At 40.4% G+C, this 24,439-nt stretch carries 20 protein-coding genes, 1 tRNA gene and 1 pseudogene; 10 read left to right on the plus strand and 12 right to left on the minus strand.

Going from position 1 to position 24,439, the window contains the following annotated elements:
* Positions 1-44: 44 nt before the first annotated feature.
* The 4 genes from FJR04_RS11735 to FJR04_RS11750 all read left to right on the plus strand — a co-directional run bounded on the left by FJR04_RS11735 (position 45) and on the right by FJR04_RS11750 (position 9,419).
* Positions 45-1,376, plus strand: coding sequence for an efflux RND transporter periplasmic adaptor subunit (locus tag FJR04_RS11735; protein ID WP_168494845.1), 1,332 nt, complete (start codon positions 45-47; stop codon positions 1,374-1,376).
* A gap of 145 nt (positions 1,377-1,521) precedes the next feature.
* Complete coding sequence (locus FJR04_RS11740) at positions 1,522-4,635, plus strand: efflux RND transporter permease subunit (RefSeq protein ID WP_168494847.1); 3,114 nt, start codon at positions 1,522-1,524, stop codon at positions 4,633-4,635.
* 429 nt (positions 4,636-5,064) lie between these two features.
* The gene (locus FJR04_RS11745) at positions 5,065-5,379 is read left to right on the plus strand and encodes a metalloregulator ArsR/SmtB family transcription factor (RefSeq protein WP_168494849.1); all 315 of its coding nucleotides are present in this window, start codon (positions 5,065-5,067) and stop codon (positions 5,377-5,379) included.
* Between the two features lie 281 nt (positions 5,380-5,660).
* Positions 5,661-9,419 (plus strand): choice-of-anchor I family protein, encoded by a 3,759-nt coding sequence (locus FJR04_RS11750; protein WP_168494851.1) that lies wholly within the window; start codon positions 5,661-5,663, stop codon positions 9,417-9,419.
* A gap of 232 nt (positions 9,420-9,651) precedes the next feature.
* Here FJR04_RS11750 and FJR04_RS11755 read toward each other — a convergent pair.
* The 6 genes from FJR04_RS11755 to FJR04_RS11780 form a co-directional block, all read right to left on the minus strand.
* Positions 9,652-9,728: transfer RNA gene (locus FJR04_RS11755), tRNA-Met, on the minus strand.
* A 60-nt stretch (positions 9,729-9,788) separates the two neighbouring features.
* Entirely contained in the window at positions 9,789-10,742 is a 954-nt protein-coding gene (locus tag FJR04_RS11760; RefSeq protein ID WP_168494853.1) for an asparaginase, read from the minus strand.
* 93 nt (positions 10,743-10,835) lie between these two features.
* Positions 10,836-11,336 carry a CGLD27 family protein gene (locus tag FJR04_RS11765; RefSeq protein WP_168494855.1) on the minus strand — a complete coding sequence of 167 codons (501 nt, stop codon included), beginning with the start codon at positions 11,334-11,336 and terminating at the stop codon, positions 10,836-10,838.
* Positions 11,337-11,341: 5 nt separating this feature from the next.
* Entirely contained in the window at positions 11,342-11,779 is a 438-nt protein-coding gene (gene rsfS, locus FJR04_RS11770) for a ribosome silencing factor (protein WP_168494864.1), read from the minus strand.
* 733 nt (positions 11,780-12,512) lie between these two features.
* Positions 12,513-13,784 (minus strand): glycosyltransferase family 4 protein, encoded by a 1,272-nt coding sequence (locus tag FJR04_RS11775; RefSeq protein WP_168494865.1) that lies wholly within the window; start codon positions 13,782-13,784, stop codon positions 12,513-12,515.
* Between the two features lie 316 nt (positions 13,785-14,100).
* Entirely contained in the window at positions 14,101-15,150 is a 1,050-nt protein-coding gene (locus FJR04_RS11780) for a sugar transferase (protein ID WP_168494867.1), read from the minus strand.
* A 202-nt stretch (positions 15,151-15,352) separates the two neighbouring features.
* On the opposite strand from FJR04_RS11780, the gene FJR04_RS11785 reads away from it, so the two are divergent.
* Positions 15,353-16,150 carry a 7-carboxy-7-deazaguanine synthase QueE gene (locus FJR04_RS11785; protein ID WP_168494954.1) on the plus strand — a complete coding sequence of 266 codons (798 nt, stop codon included), beginning with the start codon at positions 15,353-15,355 and terminating at the stop codon, positions 16,148-16,150.
* A 226-nt stretch (positions 16,151-16,376) separates the two neighbouring features.
* On the opposite strand, the gene FJR04_RS11790 is transcribed toward FJR04_RS11785, so the two are convergent.
* Complete coding sequence (locus FJR04_RS11790) at positions 16,377-17,021, minus strand: DUF3318 domain-containing protein (protein ID WP_168494869.1); 645 nt, start codon at positions 17,019-17,021, stop codon at positions 16,377-16,379.
* A gap of 329 nt (positions 17,022-17,350) precedes the next feature.
* On the opposite strand from FJR04_RS11790, the gene glpX reads away from it, so the two are divergent.
* Positions 17,351-18,388, plus strand: a complete 1,038-nt coding sequence (glpX, locus tag FJR04_RS11795) for a class II fructose-bisphosphatase (RefSeq protein WP_168494871.1) — start codon at positions 17,351-17,353, stop codon at positions 18,386-18,388.
* A 100-nt stretch (positions 18,389-18,488) separates the two neighbouring features.
* Positions 18,489-19,775 (plus strand): glutamyl-tRNA reductase, encoded by a 1,287-nt coding sequence (locus FJR04_RS11800; protein WP_168494873.1) that lies wholly within the window; start codon positions 18,489-18,491, stop codon positions 19,773-19,775.
* A 109-nt stretch (positions 19,776-19,884) separates the two neighbouring features.
* On the opposite strand, the gene FJR04_RS11805 is transcribed toward FJR04_RS11800, so the two are convergent.
* The gene (locus tag FJR04_RS11805; RefSeq protein ID WP_168494875.1) at positions 19,885-20,217 is read right to left on the minus strand and encodes a helix-turn-helix transcriptional regulator; all 333 of its coding nucleotides are present in this window, start codon (positions 20,215-20,217) and stop codon (positions 19,885-19,887) included.
* Between the two features lie 90 nt (positions 20,218-20,307).
* Between FJR04_RS11805 and FJR04_RS11810 the strand changes: the two genes are divergently transcribed.
* The 3 genes from FJR04_RS11810 to FJR04_RS11820 all read left to right on the plus strand — a co-directional run bounded on the left by FJR04_RS11810 (position 20,308) and on the right by FJR04_RS11820 (position 22,532).
* Positions 20,308-21,009, plus strand: coding sequence for an MBL fold metallo-hydrolase (locus FJR04_RS11810; protein ID WP_168494877.1), 702 nt, complete (start codon positions 20,308-20,310; stop codon positions 21,007-21,009).
* A gap of 18 nt (positions 21,010-21,027) precedes the next feature.
* Entirely contained in the window at positions 21,028-21,564 is a 537-nt protein-coding gene (locus tag FJR04_RS11815; RefSeq protein WP_168494879.1) for a rhodanese-like domain-containing protein, read from the plus strand.
* Positions 21,565-21,647: 83 nt separating this feature from the next.
* Entirely contained in the window at positions 21,648-22,532 is an 885-nt protein-coding gene (locus tag FJR04_RS11820; RefSeq protein WP_168494881.1) for a sulfite exporter TauE/SafE family protein, read from the plus strand.
* A gap of 75 nt (positions 22,533-22,607) precedes the next feature.
* Here FJR04_RS11820 and FJR04_RS11825 read toward each other — a convergent pair whose 3' ends face one another.
* The 4 genes and pseudogenes from FJR04_RS11825 to FJR04_RS11840 all read right to left on the minus strand — a co-directional run bounded on the left by FJR04_RS11825 (position 22,608) and on the right by FJR04_RS11840 (position 24,392).
* The gene (locus FJR04_RS11825; RefSeq protein ID WP_174763533.1) at positions 22,608-22,808 is read right to left on the minus strand and encodes a hypothetical protein; all 201 of its coding nucleotides are present in this window, start codon (positions 22,806-22,808) and stop codon (positions 22,608-22,610) included.
* A 4-nt stretch (positions 22,809-22,812) separates the two neighbouring features.
* A pseudogene (locus tag FJR04_RS11830) lies at positions 22,813-23,115 on the minus strand (NAD(P)-binding domain-containing protein); the annotation flags it as partial.
* A 134-nt stretch (positions 23,116-23,249) separates the two neighbouring features.
* A complete protein-coding gene (locus tag FJR04_RS11835) occupies positions 23,250-23,459 on the minus strand; it encodes a hypothetical protein (protein WP_168494885.1) in 210 nt (69 codons plus the stop codon).
* Positions 23,460-23,717: 258 nt separating this feature from the next.
* Entirely contained in the window at positions 23,718-24,392 is a 675-nt protein-coding gene (locus FJR04_RS11840; protein ID WP_168494887.1) for a pentapeptide repeat-containing protein, read from the minus strand.
* Positions 24,393-24,439: the final 47 nt, after the last annotated feature.

A 24,439-nucleotide genomic window follows, 5' to 3' on the forward strand; every position in this document is an offset into this window, starting at 1 on the left:
CGCTTCTTTCTTGTCAACGTAGCACAAAAATGAGTGGCCAGCTTATGGAAACCCAAGCTTGGGAAATAGTACAGGTGGGAGAGGAGGAGACTGCCTCAGCTTTGAAGCATCCCAAAAAGATCGGAGTTAGGAATCTGCTCATTGCGAGTGGAATGATAGTAGCGATCGCCTTCGGGGTATATGAACGCTTATCTGCTCAACAAGAAGTTGCTGTTTCTGCCCCCTTAACAGTGCAAGTCGTCAAACTCAAACCTGTACAGTCATACCAAGTGACGCGCTTTTATACGGGTGAAGTAGTGGCCACTCGCCGCAGCGAATTGGGCTTTGAACGAGGGGGAAAAGTCATTGAAATCATCTTTAATCGTGGACAAACCGTAGAAAAAGGCGCAGTGATTGCCCAGTTAGATACGCAAAACCTCAAAGCACAATTAGCACAATTAGCAGCACAAAAATTGCGTGCAGTCGCAGAATTAAGAGAATTGCAGAATGGACCACGGAGAGAAACCATTGCTGCTGCACGTTCTCAAGTGGCGGATTTAGAAAATCGGTTGCGGCTGGAAAATATTCGCCGCGATCGCCGCCGTTCCCTGTATCAAGAAGGAGCAATTTCCCGTGAACAGTTGGATGAAGTAGCATTTAATCGGGATGCCCTCGCCGACCGCCTAGCCGCTGCTCAGAGTGAATTAGAAGCATTGCAAAACGGCACACGCAAAGAACAAATCGCCGCCCAAGCCGCTACGGTAGCTCAACTTCAAGCCAGTATGAGCGACGTGGAAATCAATATTGAAAAAAGCACCCTCCGCGCTCCCTTTCGTGGTGTGATCGGGGAACGGAATTTGGATGAAGGCACTGTGGTGCAAGCAGGACAGCCGATTGTCCGCCTAGTGGAAAAGCTCACCCCTGAAGTAGAAATTGGCGTACCGCCCCAAGTTGTACAAACCCTGAAAGTGGGGAGTCGTCAACAGGTGCAAGTGGGGAATCAAATTGATACTGCCCAAGTTCTGGCTCATAAACCAGAGATCAACCCCCAAACCCGGACTCGGACAGTGGTTTTGCAATTGATGACTACCAATCAAACCATGCCAGCATCAGGAGAAATCGCCCGTTTGCAAGTCGAACAAATGGTATCTACCGAAGGATTTTGGTTGCCAGTAACCGCCTTAATTAAGGGAGAGAGGGGATTATGGTCTTGTTTTGCGATCGCCTCAGAAGGAGACACCTATCGTATTGAACGGCGGGATGTGGAAGTTTTGTATACCGAAGGCGATCGCGTTTTAGTGCGTGGCACAATTGTTGCTGGGGAAGAAGTTGTCAACAGTGGTACTCACCGCTTGGTTTCTGGGCAAGTTGTGAAATTAGTGGACAGTAAGCAGTGAACAGTTATCACGCCAATTATTTAAAGAAATGAACCACGAAGAAACGAAGAACACGAAGGAAAGAAAGTTTGAGAGATATTTTGCGTTAGGTGGTTGAGTGTTTTTTTATTTGGAAGTCCCTTATCTCTATTGACTGATAACTGATATGGCACAGCTATTTTTTCGCAATTTGCGCTTACTATTGTTGGCAATTTTCCTGATTGTGGCTTGGGGAACTGTCACTTTTCAATCTCTACCTCGATTGGAAGATCCTGAACTGACTTCTCGTTTTGCTCTAGTTACTACTTTTTTGCCAGGAGGAACGGCTGAACGTACGGAATCTCTGGTTACTGATCCCGTTGAAGCCAAGATTGCTGAAATTCCAGAAGTGAAAAGCTATGAGTCCACGTCACGCGCTGGGGTTTCCACCATTTCCGTAGATTTACTCGATAGTGTGAGTAGAAACCGTGTACCCTTGGTGTGGTCAAGAGTGCGGGATAAATTGCGGGAGGTGCAAGGGGAATTGCCCAGGGAAGCCAGTGAACCCAAATTAGATGAGGGAGAAGTGCGTGCCTATGCTCTCCTAGCAGCCCTGACTTGGGAACAGTCTGATGCACCAAATTACGCCATTTTGCAGCGACGGGCAGAGGTGTTAAAAAATGCTTTGCGATCGCTCTCTGGTACAGATGAAGTGGAGATTTTTGGCGCACCCCAAGAAGAAATTACGGTGAATGTGAATACAGAAACTCTGGCTAGTTTGGGAATTACTGCCTCAGAATTAGCAGGGCAAATTCAACAAAGCGATGCGAAAACTTCCGCCGGACAGTTTCGCGGTGACAATACTCTACTTTATGAAGTACAGGGAGAATTGGATACCCTGAACCGTTTGCAACAAATACCTGTGAGATGTTCTAATTGTGAATCTAACCGGGAATTTCGCCTTTTAGCAGACATCGCCACTATTGAAAAAGGAATTGCTACACCGCCTACAGAATTAGCATTTACATCAGGTAAAGCTGCGATCGCTGTTGGTGTTTATGTCCAATCCCAATATCGTCTGGATCGTTGGGCTGTAGACGCACAGAAGGTTCTCGATAGCTTTCGGGCTGATTTACCCAAGGGGATACAGTTAGAAATTGTCTTTGATCAGAGTCGTTATGTGACTGCGCGATTAAATAATCTCATCGGTAATTTGCTGTCTGGGGCTTTGATGCTGTTCGTGATTTGCATTATTATGATGGGCTGGCAACAGGCATTAGCTGTACAAATGGCACTGCCGCTTTCAGTCGCGATCGCCCTCATTGTTATGGGGTTGTTGGGTATTCCCTTACATCAAATGTCGGTAACGGGGCTAATTGTGGCTTTGGGCATTCTGGTGGATAATGCGATTATTCTCGTGGATGAGATGAATATTCGCCTGAAAACGGGAATGTCTTTAGAAACTGCCATCACAGAAACGGTGCAGTATCTCCGCGCTCCTTTGCTGGGGGGGACATTAACCACTGTCTTCTCCTTTGCACCTATTGCTTTACTTCCCGGTGCAACTGGTGAATTTGTCGGGACGATTGGTTTAAATGTGATTGTGGCAGTTTTGGCTTCGCTGTTGGTAGCATTAACGATTTCCCCAGCCCTCACCGCGAAAATTTATCAGTGGAATCATCGTCGCTCGTTCACTTCTAAAGGCACGATTGGTAAACAAGGATGGTGGCAAACCGGATTTTCTCATCCTGGACTCACAGCCTGGTATCGCCGTTCTTTGCAGTGGTCGTTGCGGTATCCCAAACGCGCGATCGCCCTAACGTTGATTTTACCAGTTATGGGGTTTACCCTCATGACTACTTTAAGTTTACAATTCTTTCCGGCTGCTGACCGCGAACAATTCATAGTGGAGTTAGAATTGCCTCCTGCTAGTTCTCTAACGCAAATTCAGCAGTTGACACAAGAGGTAGAAACTACCTTACGCAGTCATTCTGAGGTTCAAAAAGTGTATTGGTTTTTGGGCAAGAGTGCGCCGAAAGTCTATTATAACCAACTGACTAATCGGGAGAACGAAAGCAGTTTTGCTGGGGCAATTGTGCAGATTAATGGCATTGCGGCTGATGGCTTTATTCGCAAATTGCAAACGGAGTTCAACAGCGCCTTTCCTAATGCTCGTGCGTTGGTGCGTCTATTTGAACAGGGACCACCTTTTGAAGCCCCAATTGAGTTACGAATTTACGGCTCTGATGTTGATCGTCTCCAACAATTAAGTGAGCAACTCCGGGCTATTTTGGCAGAAGTTCCCACTATTACCCACATTCGTACTCGCATCAATGATGTGCTGCCCCAACTGTCCCTAGATATTGACGAACCAGAAGCGCGATCGCGGGATTTAAGCCGTCGAGAAATTGCTCAACAATTGCAAATCATCACTGAAGGGGTAAACGGTGGCACGATTTTAGAAGATAGCGAAGAAGTGCCTGTGCGAGTCCGTTTGAGTAATAGCGATCGCTCTAACTTGAGCCAATTGCAATCGGTGAATCTCCTACCAAGCAATCGTAACGGCTACATTCCCTTAGAAACCGTTGCTAAACTCAGTTTAATCCCCAAAAATGCCGCCATCACTCGTAAAAACGGTCTTAGAGTCAGCACGGTGCAGGGCTATCTCACAGCCGGAACGTTACCTGCTAACGCTCTCGTTGATTTTCGCCAACGTTTGCAAAAGTCTTTCTCGTTGCCTCAAGGCTATAACCTGGAATTTGGTGGTGAAGAAGCAGAACGTAACAGCGCCACTGGTGGACTACTCGGTTACGGTATTGTGCTAGGAATTGCCCTGGTGGTAACTCTTGTACTTTCTATGAATTCTTTCGCTCTTGCGGGTTTGATTGGCATGGTGGCGATTTTATCCATCGGTTTGGGCGGATTATCGGTATGGCTGTTCGGCTATCCCTTTGGCTTTAATCCCATCATCGGTACGGTAGGATTGATTGGGGTAGCCGTGAATGATTCAATTACTGTTCTCACTGCTCTCAAAAGTGATACTCTGGCACAGACAGGCGATAGATCAGCGATGGTGGAAACGGTTATTCATACTACGCGCCATGTTCTCACAACTACATTTACCACTATGGCAGGTTTTATTCCCCTGATTCTCGGTGGCGGTGGATTTTGGCCTCCTTTGGCTGTGGTGATTGCCGGTGGTGTGGGTGGTGCAACTATTCTTGCACTTTACTTTATTCCCTCTGCCTATTTATTATGGCGATCGCCTCAAAACTCCCGACATTCTATAAAGTTTTCTTAATTTGTACCTATTCTCAATGTCAAATATTTCTGGACAATTTCACGAGCAGATACATAATTTTGTTGTTCGTCTCAAAGCCAAAGTCGGTTAAAACCGACTAGAATCTAGTACACAACGGCGTAAATCAACCAAGCATTAAGAATTCTCAAAAAGCTTGTATCATCTGCTTTTTTAATTTTTAATTTTTAATTCCGCCCTGCGGTACTAGTCTAATTTACTGAAAAAACATTTAACAACCACATCCTGTAAATCCTTAAATCCTGTACTTCGACTATGGCTTCGCCACGCAGGCTATCGCTCAGTAACCACCTGATTCTGACAATTTTATCCTGTCAATCATTACCAGAAATCCAGTTTAATTTATTAAGTGATATCTAGAGCGATCGCACCATACCACACAAGATAAAAATTAGTCTTCAATTTAAAATAATGCCAATTACCACTCACAATTTAATAATAGCGGGTTTTCATGCCCTATCAGATCCTATTAGAATCAGCGTTATAGAACTTCTGCGTCAGCGTGAACTTTGTGTATGTGATTTATGTGATGCTTTAGAAGTAAGTCAGTCTAAACTTTCTTTCCATCTCAAGACTCTCAAAGAAGCCAATTTAGTTAATAGCCGTCAGGAAGGACGATGGATTTATTATAGCTTGAATCTTTGCCAATTTCAGATTTTAGAAACATATTTAGCCGAATTTCACCTCAATTCTGTATTTTTATCTCCCCGTTCTCAGTGTGAATAGTAAGCTGATCATTCTAGAGGACTAATATTTTATTTGTGAACAAGGCTAAGAAATAATACGCACAAACATATGGTTTGAGTGTCAAAATATAGACAAGTACCAGCTAAGTCAAGCTGATTTTCACCTATTTTTAATTAATCCTTAACGATCCCTTATTTATATCTTAACTTAATTTAGATATTTTCTAGATGATAGAAGGCATTTTTATCCATATCACACCATGGTGTTTATATCAAATAAACACCATTTTTTAGCAACAACATCAACCTAAAAATATAACAATGACAACTACACTACAACTTCATCTTAGTGGCACTATCCAACTCGATGGTGCAGAAATTTCTGATTTTGATCCCAAATCAAAACGTTTATTTGTCACAGGAGAAGCCGCAGGTAAACCAGTTATTCAAGTTATAGATGTTGCTGATCCTTCTAACCCTACAAAATTCACAAATATTGATCTTTCTAGCATTGGTGCAGGAGTACAAAGCGTTGCTGTTAGAAAAGGAATAGGAACTGCAAATAGTATTATTGCGATCGCTATTTCCGCTGAAACTAACACCAACAATGGTAAAGTTGCGTTCTATGATGCAGCCACACTTACTAAACTTTCAGAAGTAGAAGTAGGTGCTTTACCTGATATGCTCACTTTCACTCCTGATGGTAGCAAACTACTCGTTGCCAACGAAGGAGAACCTAACGCAGATTATAGCATTGATCCAGAAGGTTCTGTTAGCATTATTGATGTTTCTGGAAATATTGCTGCTTTAGATCAGAGTAAAGTTAGCACTGCTAATTTCCATGCTTTTAACGGTCAAGAAGCAGACTTAAAAGCAGAAGGAATTAGAATTTATGGACCCAATGCTTCTGCTGCACAGGATTTTGAACCAGAATATATAGCAGTTTCTCCAGATGGGAAAACTGCATTTATTGTCCTCCAAGAAAATAACGCTTTTGCCGTTTTAGATATTGCCACTGCTACCATTACTAAAATCGTTCCCCTTGGTTTTAAAGATCATAGCTTACCAGGAAATGGTTTTGATGCTAGTGATAGAGATGATAAAATCAATATTCAAAATTGGCCAGTCTTCGGAATGTATCAACCGGATGGGATTAGCTCTTTTGAAATTGATGGCAAAACCTATTATATCACTGCAAATGAAGGAGATGCACGTGATTATACTGCTTTTCAGGAAGAAGTTCGGATTAACAGTGATTCGGTAATACTTGACCCAGACGTATTTTCCAGTAACACCATTGCAGAACTAAAAGACAACGAAAATCTTGGTCGTTTAACTATCACTAATACTCTTGGTAAAAACGCAGATGGTAAATTTGAAAAATTATACACTCTTGGCGCACGTTCGTTTTCTATTTGGGATGATCAAGGTGAATTAGTATTTGATAGCGGTGATCAACTTGAACAAATCACCAAACAAAGAACTCCTGGATTATTCAATGCTAACAACGGCAGTCCGAATGACTTTGATACTCGTTCTGATAATAAAGGACCAGAACCAGAAAGCGTCATTATTGGCATAGTTGATGGTAAAACCTATGGATTTATCGGCTTAGAAAGAGCCGGTGGTGGTGTAATGGTTTATGACCTTAGTAACCCCACTAACCCTAAGTTTGTCCAATATATTCGCACAGAAGGTGATATTAGTCCTGAAGGTTTAAAATTCATTTCGGCGCAAGATAGCCCCAATGGTAAACCTTTATTAGCAGTAGCTAATGAAGTTAGTAATACTGTGAGTTTCTATGAAATAGGACAAGTCAAACTTACTAATTACGACTTTACAGATTTACCCAAATTAGGAACAACCAGCAACAATGAAGATATTTTCTTAGGTGGTTTTTCTGGCTTATATTTTCAAGGAATTGCTGCTAATGGAAACCTGAAATTTGTTACCCATACAGATAGAGGTCCAAATGGCGAACCCACGGGACAAAATAGACCATTTTTATTACCCAATTTTCAGCCAGAAATAGTTAGCTTTGAATTGAATCGCAGCACTAATCAAATTACAATTACTCAAAGAACCGGTTTATTTCGCCCAGATGGTACTACTCCTTTAACAGGGCTTCCTAATTTACAAGCTGGTGCTGGTGGTACGGCTTATACTGATGAATTAGGTGTTGATTTAGCTGGTAACATATTACATAATGATCCTTTTGGTGCAGATTTAGAAGGGATTGTAGTTGCACCTAATGGTGATTATTGGATGGTAGATGAATACCGTCCAGCAATTTATCAATTCGATGTCAATGGTAAATTACTCAACCGATTTATTCCCCTTGGAACTGCAACAGCCGCAAATCAAACAGTAGGAACTTTTGGTACAGAAATATTTCCAGAAGTTTATGCTCAACGTCGCAACAATCGTGGTTTTGAAGCTGTAGCTTTAGAAGGTAATAAACTCTATGCTTTCATTCAAAGTCCCATTGATAATCCTGATAATGCTGGAGATACAACATCAAGAGGTTCTCGAAATTTACGCATTTTAGAATTTGATATTGTCACTAACCAAGTTACAGCCGAATATCTATATCTTCTCGATGATATTACTGGTAGTGGTAGTGCAAGAACTGATAAAATTGGTGATGCTGTATCTTTAGGTAATGGAAAATTTGCAGTTGTTGAACGAGATGATCGTAGTGATCAAACTGCTAATAAACTCATCTATGAGATTGATTTAGCTCAAGCAACTAATATCAATAATTCCGCTAATTTAACCAGCATACCCGCAGGTAAAACTATTGAACAGCTATCTGTGGCTGAATTAGCATCCGCTAATATTACTCCTGTTAAAAAGAGGATTCTTGCTAATGCGGCTGATTTGGGTTATACCGGAGTTGAAAAGTTAGAAGGTTTAGCTTTAGTAGCTCCAAATACTTTTGCTATCATTAATGACAATGATTTTAATGTTGGTGGCACAAATATTCCTTCGAGATTGGGTATCATTGAATTACCCTATGATCTGAAACGTGAAGATTCTCTTATCGCTAATACGAACAATATCTTTACTATTAGAGGTAAAGAAAATAAGATTAGGTTAAAGGTTACGTTAACAGAATCTAATGCTAATTTTGTCAATGAATTTGGTGTATTTATTGTTGATAATGCGGAAGGAAAAATAGACGGGATTTATCCAGGGCAAGCTGGTTATGATGAGGCAGCTTTTGCCAGAATTAAAGTTCAAGGACAAGTTATCCTTTCTGCTATTAGCAATCGTCCTAATGGTTTCAACATTAGCAATATTTCTAGGTTACTAGAATTTAATTCTAGTCAGCACGTAAAGTTCTATTTGGTGCAGAATAATACTACTGATGTTTTCAGAACTAGCACTAGCACAAATATCAATATCCTATTTGCAGATGTTTCTACTCAGACAATTACCAATTTAGGAGATGATGGTTTTACTCTTGCTTGGAAAGATGGTTCTGGGAGAAATGCAGATTTTAAAGATTTAGTTGTCGAAATTAAATCAACAACTGAACAGTTAACCTTGGGAACTGCATTACAAAGTCAATTTGAGGGAGAAGTTATTGATTTAAGAACTCAAGTAGGATTAGTAAAGGCTGATTTTTCTGTTTATCGAGAAGCAGCATTTAATAATGAAGTCTATTTCTATAGAGTAGATAATGCTCAAGGGCAAATTGGTGATTTACAAACTAATGCAAGTAGTTCAGCAGCTTATTTACAAGCAGCACTTAATAGTTTGATAAAAGATGCTCAAACTGGAGAGATAGTTAAATTAGCTGTTGGGAATCAAGGGATTTCCCAAGTTAGTGCGATGATTGCGGCTGGATCAATTTTAGCCCCTATGATTATCGTTAATGGTACGTTATCTCAACTAACTGATAGCAACACTAATAATGATCCTAAGGTCTATTTTCCCTATCTAGGAATTAATTCAGATAAGGCTGATCATATTCGGATGTTAGGAGATAATATATTTGGCTTTGAAGATTTACCCAATGGTGGAGATAAAGATTACAACGATATTATTATCTCGGCTAAATTGAGTATTGCTTAAGTAACTATACCTGTTACCTGTCAATTATCAATTACCAACAACCCGACGTTGCTAAATTGGCAGATGATTTTTGGAGGTAGTAGAGACGTTCCATGGAACGTCTCTACTAAGGTCTTGAACGTATGCAAAATTATTTTCATCGCTAAAATCAGCAACGTCCAACCCTTCATTCCAGACCTAAAAAACAAATCCCCGCAACCTTTTTAGATTACAGGGATTCATTATTTTTATTTGGTGGCGGGAAGTGGATTTGAACCACTGACCTTCGGGTTATGAGCCCGACGAGCTACCAGGCTGCTCTATCCCGCGTCGCTTTTGTCGTTTGTCTCTCGACTTCTTTAATATAGCGCGAAGTCAAAAGTTTGTCAACTACAAAAGCGATAATTCTCCAATTACTTCCAAACGCTTGTATTTCCCCAGGTTCATAAATTTCTCGGATAGGCTTTGGGCAATGCTAGGGCTAATCCAGCCCATTTGTTGGAGGATGTGAATAGCTACGGCATATTTAGCGCGTTTTGAGCCATCCATGACTTTAATTGCTAATCCCATACCTTCACCAAGTCGGCTAATACACTGTACTCCTTCCGCTCCGGATTTACTCACTAATTCGCTAGGAGTTAGGCGCATCAATTCTGTGTCGAATTCTCCGTTTCCGGCGACCATTGTCGGATGATGGTTCATGGCGCGGACAATGCGTTCCATATCCACGCTATTGCTAGAAGCCAGGACAGCATATAAAGAGGCCATTTGACTGAGTTGCATTAAATATGTAGGTGCGCCACAGTCATCATGGGCGGTGAGAAACTCTTCTGCTGGCATTCGTAGTAATTCTGCTATTTTGGTGATAATTAACTGTTGGACTGGGTGTTTACGATCCAAATAGTTAGTTAATGGCCAATGGCGTTGCTGACAAACCGCTAACATTCCCGCGTGTTTACCAGAGCAGTTATATTCGAGAGGACTACGTTTACCTTCAGGAATTGGGCAATGGAGGGCATTTATGTCAATATCTGCTCGCCACAGGATGTTAAATACCTGTCTTACCTGTTCTATACTGGCTTTGTGGGAACTGGTAATAATGGCTAAGTCTCGATCGCTCAATCCATAGCGTTCTAATGTGCCTGTGCTAGTGACAGCCAGTGCTTGAAAGGGTTTGAGGGCTGAACGGACAAATGCAGCAGTTTCGGCGTTACCGGCCACAGAAAGCACCCGTCCCCGGTCATCGCTAACAACAGCCTGGACTATATGCCGAGATTCGATAATACCTTCACGCAGTAACCGGACTTCCAGTGCTGCGGCTTGAGTTCTTTTTCCCATTGTCATGGGTTTATATCTATTTTGTTTGTGAATGTCAGTTGTCAGTTGTTAGTTGTTGGTTATTAGTTGACAATTGTCAATTATTTTACCAATGACTATTTATAAGAAATGCCAGAGTATCGTACCAATAAGATACATAAGAGCCAAAGCAGCAAAGGTAGTTTGCAGGCGTTGGATAATGGGTTTAATTTCGTAGGTAACAATTAGGCGATCGCGGGTCAGGACTTCTTGGGGTTTTGTCCAAGTTTGTCCATCGTACCATCCTGATTCTTCATAGAATACAGTGGGACTATTAAGGCGATCGCGCACATAGAACCAACCTAAATATAACCGCACCAATACCAGCAGTACACTTACACTAGCGGCAGCAGATCCGCAAATGAGAAAATTAAAAATCTGCTTTTGGGGAGAAAAGCTGGCTGCGGCCACAGGTCCTGCTACCAGCCAAGACCAAGCCCAAATCCAAAAAATTTTCTTGGTGTAGTTGCCCCAGCTTAAGGTACTATCCCAAAATAGCCAAGAGTTTTTTAATTCTTCATACTCATTGAGCGGTTGTTGTTCTGTTGGAACTGGGCAATTCTCAAGGGAGGATCGCATCATCTTGGTTAACCCCCAACATTATCGGAGTTTGGTATTACAATACGTTCGGCGTGTCCCCAGAACGCTTCTAAATTATAAAACTCCCGTTCTCTTGGCATCATGATATGGACGATAACATCACCATAATCTTGTAGAACCCAAGTTCCATCAACTTTCCCTTCTGTGCGTAGGGGTCGTCGTTGCCATTCAATTTCCACTTGTCCTTCGATTGCGTCAGCGATCGCTCTGACTTGTACCTTAGAATAACCAGTCATCATCACAAAGTAATCTGACAGGTAAGAAATATTTGCCACGTTTAGCAAAATAATTTCTCCAGCTTTGCGTCCTAAAGCCGCTTCAGCAATGGTTAGAGCTAAATTTTCACTTGTAGCCTCTATGTCAGTTTTAGGTCTGTTTACAGGGGTCTTTGTCAATGGAAAATTTCTTTGAAAAGATTCAGTCATAAGACCTTGCGGTAAGTGGGAAACTCAGTCACTTTAGAGCTGAGAGGAATAGTATGGCTAACGCCACGCTACGCTATCGACATGGCTCACTAGCCACGACACGAGCGGTTTTAACCGCCTTAAATATTTCTTCATTACCGCCTTGGAGTTGGGCAATTCGGGGTACTTTTGTGATGTACTTTCAACGGGACAATTACCGATTCAAATTTTCCAACTCTGTACGCATAATGTATTGCACCGATGTGCCTCCCATTTCTGGGGTAATGTTAGCTTCGACCAGTTATAAGAGCTTGTTTAGACTTGCAACACTGTTTCAGTGACCTTAAAACTGTTTAATTGCAAATGACAGAGCAGGGAACTAGCTATGCCTGACGGCACGCTGGCGCGAACGCATTCCGGGGTGTCGTGACTCAAATAACGGCTACCATGAGATTCCCTTCGACTTCGCTCGGCACAAGTCAGGGCAAGTGGCTCAGGGTGGTCTGGTCAGTACGGCTTGCTTGATTACTCTTGCAAGCTCAGTCCCTTTAGGGCTGGGTTACTGACTCAACCTCAGGTGCTTTTTCCTTTTGCAACTACTTGTTCAACTTACTTACCAATAAATAACAAATAAATGAATTGCAATTGTGTGAATAGGTTTTTTTGAATCGTAACATATCCTACACTGCAATCTGCACAGAGTCGGCTCTCTGAATAATATTGGTAGATAAATCCTAGTTTTTGGCGAATTTTGCTAAACTTCCTGTTTGGTGATGGTTGAAGAACTCACGGCTTTCCCATTGGCGGTCATGGAGCTAAATAATGTTTCATATTGATTTAAGGTTTGCTCAAAGGCATAATTATCTACTGCATACTGACGACTTTTATCACCTAACTCTTGCACTTTTTCTGGTTTTTGGTATAACTCCAAAATTGCTGTAGCTAAAGCTTGGGGATCTTCTGGTGCAACTAAAATACCGCCACCACTTTTCTTAATGGCTTTAAATGCAGTTCCCTCTTCAGGTACAGAAGCTACCAATGCCCTGCCGCTGGCCAATAGCACTTGGATTTTTGATGGCATATTAAAAGAAATCACATTTTTCTTCTGTACAACCAATCCCACATCCGCAGCAGCTAACATTTGTGGTAATTCCTGCCGGGGTTGAAAGGGGAGTAATAAAACGTTATCTGCACCAAAATCTAAACATTCCTGCTGTAATCGTTGTAAACCTTTGGCTTCACCAACAATCACAAAAGCAATATCTGGAATATCTCGAAGTTTGGCCGCAGCTTTAATAACTGTCTCTAAACCTTGGGTGAGAGCAATATTACCAGAATATAAAACTACAAATTTCCCCTTGAGGTTATGTACGGCACGGAAAGGGTTATCTTCCTTGGATAAAGGGCGGATAAAGTTGACATCAACCCAATTGGGAATTTGAACAATTTTTTGGGCGGGTACACCTTTGGCGACTAGATTATCAACAAATCCTTCAGTAATAACACTAATTTTCCCAGCAGATGCGTAAGCGAATTTTTCTAAAGCTGTAAATACTTTGATCAGTAATTTATTTTTTAGTAAGCCAACATGGATTGCTGCTTCTGGGAGGATGTCTTGTAAATTGAGGACGACGGGGCAAGAACGCAAGAACCCTAACAAAGTGGCAGGAATACAGACTGGTAAAGATGGAGAGGTCAAAAGAATTACCTCTGGTCGCCAGCCTAAGAATGCTGGGAAGAAGCTGGTAACAACAAAACTAGCATCTAATAATACCCGATCTAAAAGATTCGGTTGGGGACGAATCCAAACATAACTACGTTGAATTTGGACACCATTGGTTTCTTCATTTATATAAAATTTACCTCGATATTCCTGATAAATTTGTCGTTCGGGATAGTTAGGCATAGCTGTAACAACACGGACTTGGTGTCCACGTTTTACCAGTCCCTCGGCTAACTCAGTCATGAGTGGGGCTATACCAATGGGTTCGGGGTGATAGTTGTAGGAGTAAATTAAAATTCGCATAACAAAATCTGTCAGAATACCCTGGTTGTCCGGTTAAAGAAAGTTAACCCCTGTGGGAAATGGAAAATTTAAAAAGGGTCAATACCTGTCTTTGATCTCACTTGTCAAGTGAGTGAGGCATACATATTATATTGTCTTTTTAGATTCTTTTACTTTCAGTAACTTTTCGTTGAAGTTTTGGTAAATTTGGGTTTTTATTCGATGAACTCGGACAGGTTGGCATAAATAAACCCAAGCCATAGGGAAGCTTGGGTAAATTATATAGGTAAATTTTCGTGCCGCTTATTGAGTAGCAAATGATCAGCCAAAAAGTTAACTAAACAGCCCCACTGTTTTTATTAAATAAAATAGTGATGGTTTTGAAAATTAACTGTAAATCGTAAACTAAGCTCCAATTTTGTTGATATTGTAAATCTAAGCGAATCACATCCTCAAAACTGCGGACTTTAGAACGGCCTTTAACTTGCCATTCACCAGTCATGCCGGGTTTAACGTCTAAACGTTGCCACTCTGGGACTTCATAGCGTTCTACTTCGTCAGGTGTAGGTGGTCGAGTTCCGACTAAACTCATTTCTCCTTTGAGGACGTTCCAAAATTGAGGTAATTCATCGAGACTTGTGCGGCGGAGAAAGTTGCCTACTTTGGTAATTCTGGGGTCATTATCATTTTTAAAGAAAGCGCCTTGTACTTGGTTTTTAATTTGGGATTTTCTAGCTTCGGCATCTACACACATAGAGCGAAATTTCCAAATCGCAAAACGCTTACCCATCCAACCACAGCGGGTTTGTTTAAAGAAAATCGGACCGGGATCGTCAATTTGGATAGCGATCGCAATGGGAATTAATAAAATAGATGTAATTACTAAACCGACTAATGAGCCGACAATATCAATTAACCGTTTCATCCAAGATGCTACGGAAGGATGAGTTTGGGGGAGTGGGTCTGCTTTGCGAGAATGTTGTTTTCCGGTATCTGTGGGCTTATCTGTGGCTATTGGCGCTAGGGTCCAAAGGGATTCAATGGGAAATACCTGATCTAATCCCGTCAGGGTCAAAACTGCCATGACTTGGGGAGTAACATGACGTAATATCACTTGGATTCCCTTTTCCTGAGAATTTTTAAAATTACTCACTAAAGAACCTAAACCACTACTATCCATAAAAGTAGTATTTTGGAAATCAATGAAAATTTTTTCAGGGGGTGAATCTGCTTGAATTAAGTTTTGGCAAGTTTGCTTAAAACTGACAGCCTCAAGCACAGTCAACCTAATGGGCATCTGCAAGATTGCCGATCCTTCTAGGTAAATCACTGGAAAGTCTGTTGGTAAAGGTTGGCTACTCATGAAGCTCTGCACTTTAGTTGCCATTTACAATCTAATCTGTCGAATGTTGTTTTGTCTTCAAAAAACTACTAACCTTATTTTTAATCTGTATGATCAAGCACAAGTTACCGGATCTTTAAAAATCAGACAGTATTTAGTCCGTCTAGGTTCACAATAGAAGAAGTTGATCAAATTAAATTCTCGCTATTTTGCCAAGGTGACTCGACTTGTTTCTTCTGATGATCATATGATTACTAACAATAAAGTTAACTCTACTGCACGCCTGATTGAAGTCTTTTCTGCCATTCAAGGCGAAGGTATGAACGTAGGGACACGCCAAATTTTTATTCGTTTTGCTTTTTGCGATTTGCGCTGCTGCTTTTGCGATAGCGCCCATACTTGGAATGCACCCCCTACCTGTCGAGTTGAGTCTTTTCCGGGACTAAGGGATTTTGAAGTTCATACAAATCCTGTCCAATTACCTGTATTACTAGAATGGATTGCTAGACAAAACTTACCTTCTATCCACGATAGCATTAGCTTAACTGGAGGAGAACCTCTGCTTCATGCACAATTTTTGGCCGAATTTTTGCCAGCAGTGCGATCGCTGACTAATTTGCCAATTTATCTAGAAACAGGCGGACATCGGCCAGAACAGTTGGAAATAATTCTCCCTTATTTAGACTCTGTGGGTATGGATTTAAAACTACCCAGTGTGAGTGGCGAAACTTATTGGGCAGAACATTCAAGGTTTCTCCAACTCTGCTCTAACACTAAGTTAGAAGTATTTGTCAAAATAATTGTGTCCCAAGGTACAGTTCCCGAAGAGTTGGAACGATCAGCTTTATTAGTTGCGGAAGTTAATGAGGATATACCGGTATTTTTACAACCGGTGACTCCTTTAACTCCCGCTCAAGAATTTAGTTCGGTGGTGATGGTAGCCCCAACTCCAGAACAGGTTTTAGAATGGCAAGTCTTAATGAAGCGATTTGTTAAGCACGTGCGTGTTATTCCTCAGACCCATAAAATGTTAAACCAGATGTAGCCTTTTAAAAAGTTTTCGTCAAGAAAATAACAAGTTTTAGTAGTTGACAATTGACAATTACCTCGCTCTGGAAGTGCGAGAATTGAGAAAGAAGATTTTTTTGGCTTTTCTCCTTTAAAACAAAGGTTTTCAACCATTGTCAATTGTCAATTGTCCATTATCAATTGTCCATTATCAATTTTTGAACAGTGGGATGGGCAGCACCCAACCCACAATTTGGTCAATTCTACAATTCACCAGAGTCGCCATTTCGAGATTTAGCTTTGGCTTTGTTGGCGCTGCGTTTGAGAGCAGAAAGTCTAGCTTCATATCGAGAACGCTGACGCTTACTAGGAGTATTTTCAACTAAGGTTTTTAAGGCGCTACCAAGACTTTTATAAGCATTGGGTAGACTATAACCAAAGCGTGTTGCTAGGGCGATCGCTTTTTCATCAGCGTCTAGCAACTCTTTGATTTGTTTTTCCCCATTATTTTTTTGATATAGTCGCCAACCAGAGACACCACATAGCGCCAAGGCTAAAACTAGTAATAATCCATCTTGTACCCATAATTCACCGACTGCACCGCCTAAACCAATGGCTAATGCTGCCATTTCCCAACCATCTTTGGGAATGGTGTCATTTTGAACGCGTGCAACTTCGTGCCAGAACAGCAAATTACGCTGATCCATTGCTAAAGCATCCCATTTCACCAAGTCAATTTGAATTTCTACTTGGTCTTTGCCAATTTCTTCACAACGGATCAGGGATGGATTAACTTCTGTTGTGCCTTCAACTATTACCCAACTTTGTAATTCTGGCGGTAGTAAGCTTTTCAACCGCCGGAGTTCACTCATTTCTGCTTTAGCAGAGGAGGTTGCATAGGATGTCATAAAAATCCAGCCCTACAAAATTTCAGTATATGATCAGGTTATCATTTCGCAGTGTAGCGATTTTAGTAGTGATCCGCTTTATTTGGGATTATGCCTTATTCGCAAAACTTAACATAGTTGCTAGTGTAGCGTGACAAAAATAATTAGCCATCAAAAATTTCTCAAAAGCTTGTGCAACCTGCTTTTTGAATTTTAAATTTTAAATTTTAAATTCTGTCTTGCGGTACTCGTCAAGTCTTTTTTCCATCTGTATCCGCACTTTGGTAGACTTGAAAACTGAAATAGCTGTTAAAACGACGCTAAGACAAGCAACTTAGAGGACAGACTTCGTGGAAAATACACTTGGGCTAGAGATTATTGAAGTAGTAGAGCAAGCGGCGATCGCTTCCTCGAAATGGATGGGTAAGGGCGAAAAGAACATTGCTGACCAAGTAGCAGTGGAAGCCATGCGGGAACGGATGAACAAAATCCATATGCGTGGACGCATCGTAATTGGTGAAGGCGAACGCGACGAAGCTCCCATGCTTTACATTGGTGAAGAAGTTGGTATCTGTACCCAAGCAGATGCTAAAAATTTCTGTAACCCTGATGAATTAGTTGAAATTGACATCGCTGTTGACCCTTGCGAAGGTACTAACCTGGTTGCTTATGGTCAAAATGGCTCTATGGCGGTTTTGGCTATTTCCGAAAAAGGCGGTTTATTTGCTGCTCCTGACTTCTACATGAAGAAACTCGCAGCACCAGCAGCCGCTAGAGGTCATGTTGACATCAACAAGTCCGCTACAGAAAACCTTAAAATCCTCTCTGAATGCTTAAATCGTGCTATTGAGGAATTAGTGGTAGTAGTGATGGATCGTCCCCGTCACAAAGAACTAATTCAAGAAATTCGCACCGCTGGAGCAAGAGTTAGACTCATTAGTGATGGTGACGTTTCTGCTGCTATTTGTTGCGCTTTCTCTGGTACTAATATTCATGCCTTGATGGGTATCGGTGCAGCACCTGAAGGTGTAATTTCTGCTGCGGCTTTACGCTGCTTAGGTGGACACTTCCAAGGACAACTAATCTACGATCCAGAAGTAGTACAAACCGGTTTAATTGGCGAAAGCAGAGAAGGTAATCTGGCTCGTTTAAACGAAATGGGTATTACTGATGGAGACAGAGTTTATAACGCTGATGAATTAGCTTCTGGTGAAACAGTGCTATTCGCAGGTTGCGGTATCACTCCTGGAACTCTGATGGATGGCGTGCGCTTCTTCCACGGTGGTGCTAGAACCCAAAGCTTGGTTATTTCTAGCCAATCCAAAACTGCTCGGTTTGTTGATACAGTTCACCTATGGGATGAACCCAAGACTATCCAACTGCGGTAGGAACTAGTCAGTAGTCAGTGGTCATTAGTCCGTTGTTACTAGCCACTGACAACTGACAATTGACAACTGACAACTGACCAATTACCAATTAATTTAAGAAATGAATATTGCAGTGGTGGGGTTAAGCCATAAAACAGCCCCCGTAGAAGTTAGAGAAAAACTAAGTATTCCTGAACCACAAACTGAAGCAGCGATCGCTCATCTTCTCAGTTATCCTCATATTGATGAAGTTGCTATCCTCAGCACTTGTAACCGCTTAGAAATTTACATCGTTAGTAACGAAACTACCCAAGGGATTCACGAAGTTACTCAATTCCTTTCTGAACATAGCAAACTGCCAATCATGTCTTTGCGGCATCATTTATTTATGTTGCTTCATGCTGATGCTATTACACATATTTTGCGAGTAGCTGCTGGTTTAGATAGTTTAGTTTTAGGCGAAGGTCAAATTTTAGCTCAAGTTAAGAATACTCATAAACTTGGACAGCAATTTAAGGGTATCAAAACCATTTTAAATCGTCTATTTAAACAAGCTCTGACAGCGGGTAAAAGAGTTCGCACAGAAACCAGTATTGGGACTGGTGCAGTTTCTATTAGTTCTGCGGCTGTGGAATTAGCCCAAATGAAAGTAGAAAATTTATCTACTTATCGTGTCTCAATTCTCGGTGCTGGGAAAATGTCCCGGTTACTTGTACAACACCTGATTTCTAAAGGTGCAACTCAAATTAGTATTGTTAATCGTTCCCGTGGTAGGGCTGAGGAATTAGCTAAACAGTTCTCGGAACAACCTATACAAATCCATCTACTGCCGGAAATGATGTCAGTGATTGCTGCTAGTGATATTGTATTTACTAGCACTTCTTCAACTGAACCAATTCTAGACCGGGCTAAGTTGGAAACGGTGTTAGAACCAAATCAACAATTGATGTTATTTGATATTTCTGTTCCTCGCAATGTGGATGCAGATGTTAATAATTTGCCCAATGTCAAGGCTTTTAATGTTGATGATTTGAAGGCTGTTGTCGCGCAAAATTATGAAAGTCGCCGACAAATGGCGCTAGAAGCTGAGAAAATCCTCGATGAGGAAGTTGAAGCTTTTGATATCTGGTGGCGGAGTTTGGAAACTGTTTCCACTATCAGTTCTCTACGGAATAAGATTGAAAGCATCCGCGAACAAGAGTTAGAAAAGGCTTTATCTCGCTTGGGTTCGGAGTTTGGGGAAAAGCATCAAGAAGTTATTGAAGCTTTGACAAGAGGGATAGTTAATAAGATTCTACATGATCCAATGGTGCAATTACGCGCACAGCAAGATGTGGAAGCTAGAAGACGATGTATGCAAACTCTGCAAATGTTATTTAATTTAGACGCAGAGGAACAATTTAGCTGAAATCAGCAGAGAGTGACGCATGGATTCTTGTACGGGCGAAGCATTCGGGCTATTATTAATTTTTGTCAAAGGCTATTTTCCGAATGCTTTGCCCCTACGTCCATGTTCCTTACAGCTTGAATTTTTCCAGTTGCTTGGTTTGTTCTTCTAGTCTCACGGCTAGGCGATCGCACACTAAATCACATAATTGGAATAAAATGGGGTCAGCTATCTCATAGATTACACTTACTCCCTCTGGTGTTCTTTTGACAATACCCGCCTGTGCTAGAACTTTAAGATGCTTGGAAACATTAGCTTGTCCTAATCCAGTCTCAGTAATAATTTCGGTTACATTCTTCGCACCAGTTTTTAAACAACATAATACCTGTAAGCGACTGACTTCTGACAGCACTTTGAAATAATCTGCAACTTGGCTAAGAGCGCCTGGAAATAAGTTTGACATAGAACAATTCAAATATGGAGGAATTTCTGGTTGATTATTCTACTATATAGCTATATAATAGAAAAAGATAAAAACAAACCCTGTTAAAAAATGTTATTTCGCCAACTTTTTGATCATGAGTCTAGTACATATACTTACTTAATTGCTGATGAAAAGACAAAAGCAGCAATCTTAATAGATCCTGTACTAGAACAAGTAGAACGAGATTTACAACTTATCAAGGAATTAGGACTGGTACTACGATACTGTTTTGAAACTCACATTCATGCAGATCATATAACTGGTACAGGAAAATTACGTCAATTAACTGGATGTTTAGGAATTGTTCCCGACAATGCACCTGTCACTTGTGCTGACAAACAAATCAAAGATAAGGAAATTATACAACTAGATGGCATCATCATTCAAGCGATCGCTACCCCAGGACATACAAACAGTCATGCAGCCTATTTAATCAACAATGAAAGATTATTTACAGGAGATTCTTTATTAATTCGTGGTTGTGGAAGAACTGATTTTCAAAGTGGCAATGCAGGAACATTATTTGATGTCATCACCCAAAAACTGTTTACACTTCCCGATGAAACCTTAGTTTATCCAGGACATGATTATAAAGGTTTTACTGTTTCCACAATCCAGGAAGAAAAACAACATAATCCCCGATTTACACAACATAATCGAGACAGTTTTATTCATTTTATGTCCAATTTAAACTTACCCAATCCCCAAAAAATCATGGCAGCATTACCAGCTAATGAACGCTGTGGTAATGCAGTTTTAGTTAATAATTAATCACTGAGAGGTAAAAAAATGACAAAATATAATTCTCAATTGCAATTAATTGATACTGCGACTGTTCAACAATTAATTGAACAAGAAAAAATTCAACTTATAGATGTACGTGAACCTTCAGAATATACAGCAGAACATATTCCCCAAGCGCAACTTTTACCCCTTTCTAAATTTCAGCCAGAACAGATTTCTTTAACTCAAGGTAAAGAAATTGTCATTTACTGTCAATCAGGAAATCGCTCCAACCAAGCAGCGCAAAAACTTGTTAATTCTGGATTTATAGAATTTAGGCAACTAGAGGGAGGAATTACAGCTTGGAAACAGTCAGGATATCCAACTAAGATTAACAAAAATGCTCCAATTAGTTTAATGCGTCAAGTGCAAATTGTCGCTGGTTCATTAGTATTTACTGGAACTATATTAGGTGCTTTTGTTTCTCCTTGGTTTTTAATTTTAAGTGGTTTTGTCGGAGCAGGTTTAGTATTTGCAGGAGTAAGTAATACCTGTGCAATGGCAATGCTCTTAGCTAAATTACCCTATAATCAACGGACATAAACTATCAATTCAATAAAATTCAGATCCCTGAATTCTCAAATAAATTGGGGATCTAAAAGTCAAATAATCAAGAATTACAAATTATGTTCATATGGATATTAGGGCATATTTTAGCAACTGGTATTGGTATTAGCTTAGGATTAATAGGAGGTGGTGGTTCTGTCTTAGCATTACCTATTTTAGTTTATGTGATGGGAGTACCGACTAAACCAGCGATCGCTATGACTTTAGTAATTGTCGGTACAGTAAGTTTCATTGGTGTCATTCCTCATTGGAGAAAAGGAAATATCAATTTTAAAAAAGCATTAATTTTTGGTTCTGCTACCATGTTGGGTGCTTTTTTAGGAGCAAAAATTGCTGGATTACCTTTTATTACTGATAGTTTACAAATGCTGCTATTTGCAATAATGATGTTGTTAGCAGCAAGTTTAATGATTTTGCGTAGTAGTAAAAAATCTCCTCAAAATCTTGCAGAAAATCCCCATTTAGTTTATACAGCACCAGTTTGTAAATATTGTTGGTTGTGGTTATTAAGTGAAGGATTAGGAGTAGGAATATTAACAGGATTAGTAGGAGTGGGAGGAGGATTTGCGATAGTTCCAGCTTTAGTAATTTTGGGCAGAACACCTATGAAAGAAGCAATTGGGACTTCTTTATTAATTCTAGTTGCTAATGCTGTGGCTGGATTTTTAGGGTATTTAGGGCAAGTTCAATTAGATTGGCAATTAATAGGAACATTTATTCTTGCTGCTAGTTCAGGCAGCTTTTTTGGTGCTTATTTATCTCAATTTATTGATGGTAAAAAATTACAAAAATATTTTGGATATTTTTTGTTAGTTGTAGCGACTTTTGTTTTATTTCAAAATCAAAATGGATTCCAGAAAAAGAAAACAGTATTTAATTGGCAAAATGGCAGTTACAGTATGATTCAAGAACCAAAAAACATTAAATTAGGTAGGTTGGGTTGACGCTCTTGTTACCCAACATTTACGGACTTTTGTTGGGTTGCGCTGTCGCTTAACCCAACCTACAAAAACTCAAATTTATCTATGGGAAATAGTAGCTATAAATGGGGATACTGCTTCAACAAAAGCCTTTGTAGATTCATAAGGCATGACATTTTTACCAATTACTTTTACTCCCTGACTTTGAGGTAAGCAGTTAAGGTAATATGCTAATCTTTCATCTGGAGTTTCTGGTTTACTTTCCTTACTAATACCGCGAGCTTGTTTTCCTACAACCATGGTGAATATTAGGAAATTGGGGTAGGAGAGAAACTAGAGTTTTAGCTGTGTCTATATAAGTTTCTTCATAGGAATCAGCATTTTTTGCCCCTACAGTTAGTAGGACGACTTCTTGATTTTTTAATACAGATTTTAGAGTTTGTATATCATTACCAAGAGTGACGATAACTCTTTGTGCTACTGTTTCTATGGTGGGGACACGATCTGGGTTTGTGGTAGTTGCTGTTAGCAGCAAATTATTATTTGAATGCCAATAGTTGCTAACTGCATAACCAACATAACCACAGCCAATAATTGCAATGTTCATAATCATTAATAGAAGTAAAATAAATTAAAGTATTCTTAACAATTACCGATTAATAACCGAAATTAGAGACTATCTTGATCTCTTTCTAATTCTTCCTCCTGACTCCTGTAAGGGTGAAGCATTCGGGTGATAAATTATCGGTTTTTTCCATGTAGGGGCGAAGCATTCGGACGATTAATTATCGGTTTTTTCCCAAATTTATTTTCCGAATGCTTCGCCCTTACACCGAATGCTGATGCTTCCAGTCCCGTTAGGGATACGCCCCTACTACTCCTAACACTATTTAGATATCTAAGGGTGTCTGGTATTAGGAAGCCACCAGGATGATTAAATTTTGTTAACATAGCATTCCTCTTTCATGGGCGATCGCTGGTATGGAGTAAAGTCACAGGAAACAGATTCTCTCACATATCATGGAGCATGGCTATATTATTAATTTGGTAGCTATCAACTACTATAGTAATCACTGGTGATCTACTTTGCAAGCAATATTACTAAGTTTTTTATATTATAAGTAATGTTAACTTACTTCAAGAAATCTACTACTGTGCTTTCTGTTGGGCAGGAAGCCAACACTTTACCGTCAGGTCAGTGTGGGTAGTTCACGTATGAATTATACCATCAGGCATGATAGCTCCAGCTAAGTTAGCACCAATTAATTTTACCAGTAGGCGATCGCCTGAACGAATCCTCGCTCCCGTCAAGTCAGCACCCCGCAAGTCAGCACCGCTGAGATCCGCACCAATCAAATTTGCCGAGCGCAAATTGGCATCTCTTAAATCTGCTAAAAGTAAGTTAGCTCTAAATAAATTTGCTTCTGATAAATTCGCACCTCTGAGAATTACTTTGTGCATAAAAGTGTCACTGAGGTTAGAGCCGCTAAGATTTGCATAGCTCAAATTTCGCCCTGATAAATCCCTATTACTCAAATTGGCGCGGCTATAATCTTTACCACTTAAATCGGAATTTGCCTGTGGTTGTTGATATGTTGTTTGTGATGTATAAACGTAAGTAGATGAGCGTTTTTCTTCTGGAGATGATTGAGAATAAGAAGGAAGGGGCTGCTTGTCTCTAGAAGAACGCAATCTGTCACGAGCTTCATTAAATGATTTCAGCTTTTCCTGTGCCTTGTGTTGTAAACGTAGGTTGTCTTTTGGGAGGCGATCCGGATGCCAAACAAACACTAAATCTTTATAAGCCTGGTTTATTTCTTCAAGTGTGGCCCCTGGCTCTAATTCTAAGATTCTGTAGTACCGCTCCAGTTCGCTGCTCGTCATGATGTATGGGTGAATATGAATATGATCAGTAAACAACTAGAGTCTCA

Source organism: Anabaena sp. UHCC 0204 (assembly GCF_009711975.1).
Classification (GTDB): Bacteria; Cyanobacteriota; Cyanobacteriia; order Cyanobacteriales; family Nostocaceae; genus Dolichospermum.

Bases quoted from the DNA above. Each gene is read 5' to 3' on its own strand.
- FJR04_RS11775 (WP_168494865.1), bottom strand. From the start codon at position 13,784: ATGCGAATTTTAATTTACTCCTACAACTATCACCCCGAACCCATTGGT.
- FJR04_RS11820 (WP_168494881.1), top strand. From the start codon at position 21,648: ATGTTCATATGGATATTAGGGCATATTTTAGCAACTGGTATTGGTATT.
- FJR04_RS11740 (WP_168494847.1), top strand. From the start codon at position 1,522: ATGGCACAGCTATTTTTTCGCAATTTGCGCTTACTATTGTTGGCAATT.
- FJR04_RS11825 (WP_174763533.1), bottom strand. From the start codon at position 22,808: ATGGTTGTAGGAAAACAAGCTCGCGGTATTAGTAAGGAAAGTAAACCA.
- FJR04_RS11785 (WP_168494954.1), top strand. From the start codon at position 15,353: ATGATTACTAACAATAAAGTTAACTCTACTGCACGCCTGATTGAAGTC.
- FJR04_RS11835 (WP_168494885.1), bottom strand. From the start codon at position 23,459: ATGTTAACAAAATTTAATCATCCTGGTGGCTTCCTAATACCAGACACC.
- FJR04_RS11745 (WP_168494849.1), top strand. From the start codon at position 5,065: ATGCCAATTACCACTCACAATTTAATAATAGCGGGTTTTCATGCCCTA.
- FJR04_RS11810 (WP_168494877.1), top strand. From the start codon at position 20,308: ATGTTATTTCGCCAACTTTTTGATCATGAGTCTAGTACATATACTTAC.
- FJR04_RS11735 (WP_168494845.1), top strand. From the start codon at position 45: ATGGAAACCCAAGCTTGGGAAATAGTACAGGTGGGAGAGGAGGAGACT.
- FJR04_RS11840 (WP_168494887.1), bottom strand. From the start codon at position 24,392: ATGACGAGCAGCGAACTGGAGCGGTACTACAGAATCTTAGAATTAGAG.
- FJR04_RS11780 (WP_168494867.1), bottom strand. From the start codon at position 15,150: ATGGCAACTAAAGTGCAGAGCTTCATGAGTAGCCAACCTTTACCAACA.
- rsfS (WP_168494864.1), bottom strand. From the start codon at position 11,779: ATGACTGAATCTTTTCAAAGAAATTTTCCATTGACAAAGACCCCTGTA.
- FJR04_RS11790 (WP_168494869.1), bottom strand. From the start codon at position 17,021: ATGACATCCTATGCAACCTCCTCTGCTAAAGCAGAAATGAGTGAACTC.
- FJR04_RS11750 (WP_168494851.1), top strand. From the start codon at position 5,661: ATGACAACTACACTACAACTTCATCTTAGTGGCACTATCCAACTCGAT.
- FJR04_RS11800 (WP_168494873.1), top strand. From the start codon at position 18,489: ATGAATATTGCAGTGGTGGGGTTAAGCCATAAAACAGCCCCCGTAGAA.
- FJR04_RS11760 (WP_168494853.1), bottom strand. From the start codon at position 10,742: ATGACAATGGGAAAAAGAACTCAAGCCGCAGCACTGGAAGTCCGGTTA.
- FJR04_RS11805 (WP_168494875.1), bottom strand. From the start codon at position 20,217: ATGTCAAACTTATTTCCAGGCGCTCTTAGCCAAGTTGCAGATTATTTC.
- FJR04_RS11815 (WP_168494879.1), top strand. From the start codon at position 21,028: ATGACAAAATATAATTCTCAATTGCAATTAATTGATACTGCGACTGTT.
- FJR04_RS11765 (WP_168494855.1), bottom strand. From the start codon at position 11,336: ATGATGCGATCCTCCCTTGAGAATTGCCCAGTTCCAACAGAACAACAA.